Origin of the sequence: Alteromonas sp. AMM-1, assembly GCF_047290655.1 — a bacterium.
GTDB classification, from domain to species: Bacteria; Pseudomonadota; Gammaproteobacteria; order Enterobacterales; family Alteromonadaceae; genus Alteromonas; species Alteromonas mangrovi.
This window is the reverse complement of record NZ_JBLBUE010000151.1, coordinates 1-8,204: the sequence shown is the minus strand read 5'-3', so window position 1 is coordinate 8,204 and position 8,204 is coordinate 1. Positions and strand designations below refer to the sequence as shown.

Annotated in this window: 11 protein-coding genes; 8 read left to right on the top strand and 3 right to left on the bottom strand. The window is 48.5% G+C overall.

What is annotated here, in order from left to right; all coding sequences use genetic code 11:
* Positions 1-170: 170 nt before the first annotated feature.
* Positions 171-770: a DUF2726 domain-containing protein gene (locus ACLR2L_RS16735; RefSeq protein ID WP_413369709.1), complete on the top strand. Its 600-nt coding sequence runs from the start codon at positions 171-173 to the stop codon at positions 768-770.
* A gap of 34 nt (positions 771-804) precedes the next feature.
* Here the strand turns inward: ACLR2L_RS16735 and ACLR2L_RS16730 are convergent, their stop codons facing one another.
* On the bottom strand, positions 805-1,239 hold the full coding sequence (locus tag ACLR2L_RS16730) for a hypothetical protein (protein ID WP_413369707.1): 435 nt from the start codon (positions 1,237-1,239) through the stop codon (positions 805-807).
* Positions 1,239-2,447 carry a hypothetical protein gene (locus ACLR2L_RS16725; RefSeq protein ID WP_413369705.1) on the bottom strand — a complete coding sequence of 403 codons (1,209 nt, stop codon included), beginning with the start codon at positions 2,445-2,447 and terminating at the stop codon, positions 1,239-1,241. Before ACLR2L_RS16725 ends, ACLR2L_RS16730 begins: the two co-directional genes overlap by 1 nt.
* Before the next feature lie 147 nt (positions 2,448-2,594).
* Between ACLR2L_RS16725 and ACLR2L_RS16720 the strand changes: the two genes are divergently transcribed.
* The 6 genes from ACLR2L_RS16720 to ACLR2L_RS16695 all read left to right on the top strand — a co-directional run bounded on the left by ACLR2L_RS16720 (position 2,595) and on the right by ACLR2L_RS16695 (position 6,532).
* On the top strand, positions 2,595-3,299 hold the full coding sequence (locus tag ACLR2L_RS16720; RefSeq protein ID WP_140959150.1) for a 5'-methylthioadenosine/adenosylhomocysteine nucleosidase: 705 nt from the start codon (positions 2,595-2,597) through the stop codon (positions 3,297-3,299).
* A gap of 22 nt (positions 3,300-3,321) precedes the next feature.
* Positions 3,322-4,272: a cobalamin biosynthesis protein gene (locus ACLR2L_RS16715; protein WP_413369703.1), complete on the top strand. Its 951-nt coding sequence runs from the start codon at positions 3,322-3,324 to the stop codon at positions 4,270-4,272.
* Positions 4,269-5,087, top strand: a complete 819-nt coding sequence (locus tag ACLR2L_RS16710; RefSeq protein ID WP_413369701.1) for a cobalamin-binding protein — start codon at positions 4,269-4,271, stop codon at positions 5,085-5,087. The genes ACLR2L_RS16715 and ACLR2L_RS16710 overlap by 4 nt, the downstream gene beginning before the upstream one ends.
* An 18-nt stretch (positions 5,088-5,105) precedes the next feature.
* Complete coding sequence (locus ACLR2L_RS16705; RefSeq protein ID WP_413369700.1) at positions 5,106-5,486, top strand: rhodanese-like domain-containing protein; 381 nt, start codon at positions 5,106-5,108, stop codon at positions 5,484-5,486.
* Positions 5,487-5,580: 94 nt separating this feature from the next.
* Positions 5,581-5,973, top strand: coding sequence for a DUF2721 domain-containing protein (locus ACLR2L_RS16700; RefSeq protein ID WP_413369698.1), 393 nt, complete (start codon positions 5,581-5,583; stop codon positions 5,971-5,973).
* A complete protein-coding gene (locus ACLR2L_RS16695; RefSeq protein ID WP_413369696.1) occupies positions 5,957-6,532 on the top strand; it encodes a GNAT family N-acetyltransferase in 576 nt (191 codons plus the stop codon). The genes ACLR2L_RS16700 and ACLR2L_RS16695 overlap by 17 nt, the downstream gene beginning before the upstream one ends.
* Before the next feature lie 72 nt (positions 6,533-6,604).
* On the opposite strand, the gene tyrS is transcribed toward ACLR2L_RS16695, so the two are convergent.
* Positions 6,605-7,804 (bottom strand): tyrosine--tRNA ligase, encoded by a 1,200-nt coding sequence (gene tyrS / locus ACLR2L_RS16690; protein WP_413369694.1) that lies wholly within the window; start codon positions 7,802-7,804, stop codon positions 6,605-6,607.
* Between the two features lie 210 nt (positions 7,805-8,014).
* Between tyrS and ACLR2L_RS16685 the strand changes: the two genes are divergently transcribed.
* On the top strand, positions 8,015-8,204 hold a 190-nt coding region (locus tag ACLR2L_RS16685; RefSeq protein WP_413369692.1), incomplete at its 3' end, for an OapA N-terminal domain-containing protein.

The window sequence follows — 8,204 nt, the reverse complement described above, 5'->3', positions numbered from 1 at the left end:
ATTTTAGTGGTTGCCGATACCACTGCGTCCGGCAATTCATCCTCTGCCGAATAGGCTTACTACCCTGCTTCGATTATTGGCATTGCCTTTGCAATTTCTTCAATACGTTTGTTAACGGCTCTGAAAAGTCATTTTTTTGACGTTTCAGGCTGATACACATTGAGGAAATTATGGAACTTGCCATTGTCTTATTTATGTTACTGATTGTTGTTGCGATTGGTGCGCTCAAGCTGGTTGATCACGGTGTGAGTTTTCCTTTCCGTAAAAAGCCACAACTGTTTACTCAGGTTGAACACACGTTTATTAATTTACTCGAACAAGCCGTTGGCCGGGAATTTCGTATTGTATCCCGGGTGCGACTAAACGATTTACTGGCAGTGCGCACGTCTGCTAATAAACGTCAGGCGCGCCAGGCGTTATTGCGTGCTGGTAGCAAACAACTCGATTTTGTTTTGTGTCGTCGTGATGACATGACGCCGGTACTCGCTATCGATTTAGTACACAAGCAAGGCAAAGACGGTTACAAAACTCAGCGCGACTGGTTTGTAAGCGGCGCACTGGATGCGGCGGGTATTCCACATGCGCGCTTTAAAGTGAAATCGGGTTATTCGGTAGAAGAAGTTCGCGAGTGTGTAGAAACCAAATTGCTTCCGCTTCGTAAACAGCAGGCTAAACTGGATGCCAGCAAGATGAATCCACCCGCGCCTACGCGCCCAACTCGCCCAGTCCGTTCAAGTCGTCAAACAGCGGGCCAGCAAGTTGCGGCTTAACACCTGATGATCCTAGTCGGGCAGTAACGACCTGTTATTGCCCGGTTTGATACACCACAGTTAAATGATCAGGAATATCCACATCAGCAGGAAAGAACGCCACCGTGCCTTTGTGGGTAGAAATATACGCCAGTAAATCCTCAACATCCTGCATTTCTCTTGGCGGTTTTGAACGGCCACTAAAACGCATTTGCGACCAGTAGGACTGGATCCTAGACTCCGTCAGACCGATCACTTTGGTATTGAATACCGCTCGGGTTAACGTTTCCGGAGGCAAAGAGACCGGCTCGAGCAACACGTCTATCGCATTCCCCATAAACAAATTACGCACAGCGCGTTTATCAAGGCGAATGTCTTTGTTATCAACGTTAGCGACAACCACTACATCCCGGCTTTCAGCCACGCACTCGCTGGACCCTATTGCCCCCCAAAACACCAACATTAATGACATTTTGATAAAATATCGCATCAGAACACAAACTCCATTCCAATTTGATACAAATTCGCCCGCTCATCAAACGCATACGCCGCGCTCTCAGAGAGTGCCTCAAAGGTAGAAATACCAATCCCGCCCTGATAATGCGTTACTTCAGCTTTAAAGGCCACGTTCACGCCCGCATCCCAGCGCACGCCAAGCGTAACGCTTTTTAAATCTGACGCCTTGGTTCGTTGCAGAGTGGTGTTATAAGCAATGAACAACTGATCCAGACCAGGGTTCACACCAAACGGAATCTCGTTCGCAGTCTCAACTTCAGAGGTAATGAGGTTGGCAAACGTTAAATTCACCGTAATCGGATCAAATACGTAGCCCCCCTGCACGTAATAGCTGGTAATTTTGGGAGCAAGAATGGTTTTAGAAGAAATCTTCATCCATTCCCAGGCCAGATGGTAATCAAACTCTTCGTAAATAGCGCCAGCCTGATAAATATCAAATTCGCCTTCCATAGTGAGCGAGTTTGCACTTTCCACAAAGCCCGCCCCTCGCAGGATGTTAGCAAAAGTCGTAATCTCTTCTAAATCCAATGAAAAATCTGCGGTAATGAAAGAACTACGCAATTTGAGATTTCCACCCACAAGGGCATTCAGGACTATCCCACGCAAGTTATCAATGTCAGTTGGATAGCGCTTTTGCTGGAAACTGGTATCGCCATTATAACTGCCAGTGTAAAGCTCAACAGAAGCACTCACTGGCCCCAAGGCAAACCGGTGGATCCCGCTAATGCCCTCATACTGGTTAAACAAAAACGCACTGTAAAGTTGTTGGGGGGGAGATATCCAGGCATAAGCAAATCCCACATCCATTACGTCGGAATAATGATAAAACGGCGTGCGCATTTTACCGGCTTTAAATAACCAGTTTGCATTGGGTTGATAGCTTAAATAAAACCATTCGATGCCAGAATCCCGTTCGGCATTATTGTGAGCAAGTAACTGGGAGGTAACAGATACTGTGTCGGTAAGTTGATAATCGGCCTGTATGGCTAACAAACTTTGTTCGCTGAAAGTTAACTCATTGGTATAACCTTCAAACGAGACATTATTATCATCGAGATAACCCGCAACCAGCCTGCCAAAACCTGAAATGTTGAGTTTTTCATCCGCAAAGCTTACGTTGACAGAACAAAAAAAAGCAAAGAGTAAACACACCACAATACGCGAATGCAGGCGCTTGTACATACCACTATCCCTTTAAACTCATACAGTTTGTAGTATAGATTAATTTGGCGATTTACTATGCGTTTATTGTTATTCATATTAAACTTTCGCACTTTAATTTGATCAAACGCAGTATTTGAAAATACTCAGTCATTGGGAAGGTATACCATGAAGATCGGAATTCTGGGCGCAATGGACCAGGAAGTAGCGCTGCTTCAGGCCAGTTTGCAAAATGTGTCGGTTGAAGAGTGGAAACATTTAACGTTCTTTACCGGTAAGCTGCACGGCGTGGATGTAGTGGTAGTTAAGTGCGGTATTGGTAAAGTAGCAGCGGCTGTGGCCACCACCGCGCTGATAGACCGCTTCTCCCCCGACTACGTGGTAAATACCGGCTCAGCTGGCGGCTTTGATACCGAGTTAAACATTGGTGATTTGGTGATTGGTACATCCGTACTGCACCACGACATCGACATTACTCACTTTGGCTATGCGCTTGGGCAAGCGGCGGGCATGCCGGCCACTTACGAATGCAACGACGCACTCATTGCAGCGGCAGAACAGGCCGCCAGCAGCGCGCTGGACGTAACCACCAAGCGTGGACTGATTTGTACCGGTGATTCATTTATCGGCAGCGATGAGGCTGCACAGCGCCTGCGCGAATTATTCCCCGCCATGGCTGCCGTAGAAATGGAAGGCGCCGCCATTGCGCAAACCTGCTTTATGCTGAACACGCCGTTTTTGGTGATTCGCTCGCTATCCGACATCGCCGGCAAAACCTCAACCGTGTCGTTCCAATCGTATCTGGAAAAAGCAGCTAAACACTCTGCTGAGCTGGTAATGCAAATGATCGCTGTACTGGCTAAACCAGCCTGACACAGGAACATCAATACATCCTATGGACACCAGCTCGCTTTCACCCCCGCTAATTGCGCTAATGACAGTATTGCTGGTGATCCTCATCGATCGGGTCTGGCATATTCCCGAACGCGTTAATCCGGTTACGCTGTTCCGGTTAATGGTAGTGAACCTGGGCAAACGAGTGTGCCCGGACGCCTCGTCGCCAGCATCTCAACATATAATTTCCGGCACACTGGGCATCATCGTACTGCTACTGCCACTCTTAGTGGTAACCGCCATTATTATCAGTGCGATGGAATTTAAGTATGTCATAGACGGTATTATTTTGTTTGGCTGCCTGGGCTTTCACCGCACCAGACAACAGTACAAAGCCGTGATTGCTTGTTTGTCGAAACAGAAAAAACTACTGGCTCGCGAGCGCGTGAGTTATATGGTGGCGCGACAAACCGACCGCTTATCTGACATTGGCATTGCCAAAGCCGCTATCGAGTCTTACTTACTGCGCTTTTTGCAGCAATACGTTGGTGTACTGTTTTGGTTTTTAGTTGCTGGGCCGATGGCGGCACTTAGCTACCGTTTGTTACTTGAATTCCGCTGGCAATGGCACCGTCAACAGCCGGGCTTCAGCCATTTTAGCCAACCTGCGTACTATCTTACCCAATGGCTGATATGGCCAGGCTATGTAATTGGTACACTGTTGTTGTTACTGGTAACGTCGCCCGCCAAAGGCATGGCTGCGTGGCGAATGGCAAAGCAAAACGATCTCACCAGTACCGTACTGGCCCTGTTCGGTGGCAGTTTGAATATCATACTGGGCGGTCCCAACATTTACGCGGATCGCACCGTGCGACATCATCGTGTGGGTGGTGCTAATCAGGTGCGGTTCTCAGATTTAACCTATGTGCTGCGCGCCATCAATCGCGCAACCTGGCTGGGCATGACCCTGCTAACACTGGTTATGTTAACCCTGTGGCAATTATCACAATGAAGACGTTTTATCTGGCATTACTGGTTCTCCTCTGTTGCTCACCTGCATGGGCCAAGCCCCGTATCGTTACATTAGCGCCGCATTTAACCGAGTGGATGTACAGTCTGGAACTGGAATCGCAGTTGGTTGGCGTTAGCGCCTTTAGCGACTATCCGGAAGCAGCAAAAGCATTACCGGTTGTGGCGGATTATCAGGGAGTCGATTTTACTGCGTTAATGGCGTTAGAGCCGGATCTGATCCTGGCCTGGGGCGGCGGCAACAAACCGCAGGACATTGCCCGTTTGCAATCATTAGGATTTGACGTATTTGTGTCTCAACCGCACACACTGAAGGACATTGCATCGGAAATTACCGCGGTGGCCGCAAAGTTAGGACGCTCTGAACAAGCCAGAATACTCACCGGGCAATACCTGGCTCAACTGGCGAACATTGAGAGCCTGTATGCTCACAGCCAGCCAATTACTGTTTTTTACTATTTGTGGCAGCAACCCTTAATGACCATTGGCGCTGGCGCCTGGGCAAACCAGGCATTGTCGTTATGCCGGGCTGAGCATATTTTTAATGATTCACCGATTGATTACCCCCAGGTTACCCTTCGTCAGGTGATAAATCGCCAACCCGCGTTATTAATAGCGGCCAGCGATCAACCGCAACAAGTGCTACAATCGTTTTGGGCAAGTCACGACGCGCTGATAAAGGCACCGCTGATTCAGGCCGACGCTAACGCGTTGCATCGGTTCTCCTTGCGGATAGTGCCTGCTATTAGCGAGTTATGTGAGCGCATTGATGCGGTTCGATCCCGGGACGTTGAGTAGTCTATCAATGGAGAAGGTATGAAGTTAATTCAGCGAGTAATACTAGGTATTTACCTGAGTGTATCTGTATGGCCAGCGCTCGCAAACGACAACCTGTCTTATGTAACACCAGTCAGTGTTGAGCAGCTGGTAGCCGAGGGTTTTAACGGGGTAATTCTGGATGTGCGAACGGTAGAAGAGTTCAGTGAATCCCACGTACCGGATGCGGTAAATGTGCCGCATGAATTATTAAGCAGTCACCTGGCTACATTGGGACGCACTGATACGCCGCTGTTAGTGTATTGTCGGTCGGGTCGCCGGGCGCAAATTGCCATGGAACAATTGCATGCACTGGGGTATACCCGGCTCTACCACCTGTCGGGTGACATGCAGGCCTGGCAAACGCACCAACAACAATAAAATACTTGCCTGCGGGGCCGAACCAACGTAGACATCAGATACAATTCGCGGCATCATTGCAGCTCAAATTCACCCCCTGCAAATTACTATTCCTATGACCATTGATATTGCAACGCCGGCTATGTTGTTTCCGGCAATATCCTTGCTGTTGTTGGCTTATACCAATCGTTTTCTTACATTGGCCTCACTGATCCGCCACTTTGATAAAACCAACAGCAACGAAAATACCCAAGCGCAAATTCTGAATCTGCGTAAACGCATTCATTTTATTAAGCGAATGCAGGAAGCCGGCGTATTCAGCTTCTTTTTGTGCGTATTGTCGATGCTGGCTATTTATTTGTCTTATCAGCTGGTTGGAAACTGGCTGTTTGCTGCCAGTCTGGTGTGTTTACTGTACAGTCTGTGGCAATCAGTTCGCGAAATTCGCATCTCTTTGGATGCGTTGGATGTTCATCTACAGGGGATAGATCTTGGAAAGAAATCCTGAATTGGTCACCTACGGGCCTCTGTTACCAGAGCACTTCGACACCATTATTTCGCTGGGTAACCGGGTGCAGGGCGACGGCTACCTGAACGAAGAAAACCTTCGCCAGTACTATACGCTGGGGTTAAAAGACGGCATCAACAGCGGGCATGTTGCCTGGTTTAACAATGAAATGGTGGGTTTCAGGCTCAGCTTTGCGCCGGGTCAATGGCCGATTGACCAATGGGCCAGCCCTGAACTGTGGGGTGTCGATCCTGCAAAAGTATGTTACTTCAAATGCAATACCGTGGATCCGACCATGCAAGGATATGGAATCGGCACTGCGTTATTAAATCTGGCCAAACAAAGTGCAACGGAGCAAGGCGCGGTAGCAGGCTTAGCCCATATCTGGCTTGCCAGTCCAGGCAACAGTGCGTTTCGCTACTTCAGCAGAAACGGTGGTGTGTTGATTAAAGAACACCCCAACAAATGGCGGGAAGCAGCAATGTACGAAGGTTACGATTGCCCGGTTTGCCCCGATATTTGTGAATGCGTTGCGGCGGAAATGCTGCTTAAATTCTAGTTGAAGCAGCACCTACAAAAAAAGCGTGTTACCGGCAAGCCGATAACACGCTTTTTGTTTCAGCAAATTAGCTTACTTTAGCGTAACGCGGGCAAACTTGCGTTTACCTACCTGGTACACGCGTTCTGACGCTTCGGTTATGACTAAGCGAGTATCTTCAACCTTATCACCGTCGATTTTAACCGCGCCCTGCTTGATCATACGCATGGCGTCAGACGTTGAGTCCACTAAGCCCGCTTCTTTCAGCAGATTGCCAATGGCAATTTCGCCATCAACCAGATTAACCGTTACCTCAGGCATATCATCGGGAATAGCGTTTTTCTGGAAACGCTGAATAAAGTCCTGATGCGCGCCTTCCGCGGCTTCGTCGGAATGGAAGCGGGCAATAATTTCTTTGGCCAGCGTGATTTTAATGTCGCGCGGGTTGGCACCGTCAGCCATTTGCTGTTTCAGGGCAGCAATCTCTTCCAGTGGCTTAAAGCTCAGCAGATCATAGTAGCGCCACATCAGATCATCAGTAATCGACATGATTTTACCAAACATGTCGTTCGGCTCATCCGTGATCCCAATGTAGTTATTCAGCGACTTAGACATCTTCTGAACGCCATCCAAGCCTTCCAGCAATGGCATCATTAGCACTGCCTGTTGAGGCTGCCCCTGTTCTTTCTGCAGTTCACGGCCCATTAACAGGTTAAAACGCTGGTCGGTACCGCCCAGTTCTACGTCGGCTTTCAATGCTACTGAATCCCAGCCTTGTACCAGTGGATACAGAAACTCATGGATCGCAATTGGCTGACCATTGCTGTAACGCTTTTTAAAGTCGTCACGCTCAAGCATACGGGCAACCGTTTGACTTGCTGCCAGTTTAATCATGCCCGCGGCGCCAAACTCATCAAACCATTCTGAGTTAAAACGCACCTGGGTTTTTGCTGGATCCAGAATTTTAAATACCTGCTCCTGGTACGTTTTAGCATTGGCCAGTACTTGTTCTTTGGTCAGTGGCTTACGCGTAGCATTTTTACCCGTTGGGTCGCCAATCAGGCCGGTAAAATCCCCGATCAGAAAAACCACATTGTGGCCTAACTGTTGAAAAGTACGCAATTTGTTGATGAGCACCGTGTGCCCCAGGTGCAAATCGGGTGCTGTTGGATCGAAGCCCGCCTTAATGGTTAACGGTTTACCGGTTTTCAGTTTGGTAATTAATTCTTCTTCCGGCAGGATCTCATCAGTCCCGCGCTTGATCTCGGCCAGTGCAGCTTGCCAGTCGCTCATTTCTTGGATTCCATCTAACTTCGTTCTGGGCGGGCATTTTACGCGGGCAAACCCGCTATTAAAACCCTTTATCCGCGATCTGTAGCAGATCTTTGCTAAATTCGTCGCTTTCAAACAGGAAAATTAGCGCTCCCCCTAGCTTATCCCCTTGTAAACCGCTATTCTCAGGCTGTTATGATAAAGAGAATACACCCTAAATTGATGTCTACTATGTTAAAGCAACTACCAAGACCTCACCGGTTGGGTCTGATTGCTGCCAGCGCATTCGTTGGTTTGCTCATCCTGCTGCCTTCTGATCAGGTTGAAGCATCCCGTCATACCGAGTCACTGGAGCTTGAAACCGGCGTGCGTTATCCGCTTTCGTTGCAGGTGATGTCACAACAGGTTGAAGAACAAGAAT

What these genes read in the sequence shown, in the direction of transcription:
- ACLR2L_RS16735 (WP_413369709.1), top strand. Translation starts at nt 171, where the DNA reads ATGGAACTTGCCATTGTCTTATTTATGTTACTGATTGTTGTTGCGATT.
- ACLR2L_RS16730 (WP_413369707.1), bottom strand. Translation starts at nt 1,239, where the DNA reads ATGCGATATTTTATCAAAATGTCATTAATGTTGGTGTTTTGGGGGGCA.
- ACLR2L_RS16725 (WP_413369705.1), bottom strand. Translation starts at nt 2,447, where the DNA reads ATGTACAAGCGCCTGCATTCGCGTATTGTGGTGTGTTTACTCTTTGCT.
- ACLR2L_RS16720 (WP_140959150.1), top strand. Translation starts at nt 2,595, where the DNA reads ATGAAGATCGGAATTCTGGGCGCAATGGACCAGGAAGTAGCGCTGCTT.
- ACLR2L_RS16715 (WP_413369703.1), top strand. Translation starts at nt 3,322, where the DNA reads ATGGACACCAGCTCGCTTTCACCCCCGCTAATTGCGCTAATGACAGTA.
- ACLR2L_RS16710 (WP_413369701.1), top strand. Translation starts at nt 4,269, where the DNA reads ATGAAGACGTTTTATCTGGCATTACTGGTTCTCCTCTGTTGCTCACCT.
- ACLR2L_RS16705 (WP_413369700.1), top strand. Translation starts at nt 5,106, where the DNA reads ATGAAGTTAATTCAGCGAGTAATACTAGGTATTTACCTGAGTGTATCT.
- ACLR2L_RS16700 (WP_413369698.1), top strand. Translation starts at nt 5,581, where the DNA reads ATGACCATTGATATTGCAACGCCGGCTATGTTGTTTCCGGCAATATCC.
- tyrS (WP_413369694.1), bottom strand. Translation starts at nt 7,804, where the DNA reads ATGAGCGACTGGCAAGCTGCACTGGCCGAGATCAAGCGCGGGACTGAT.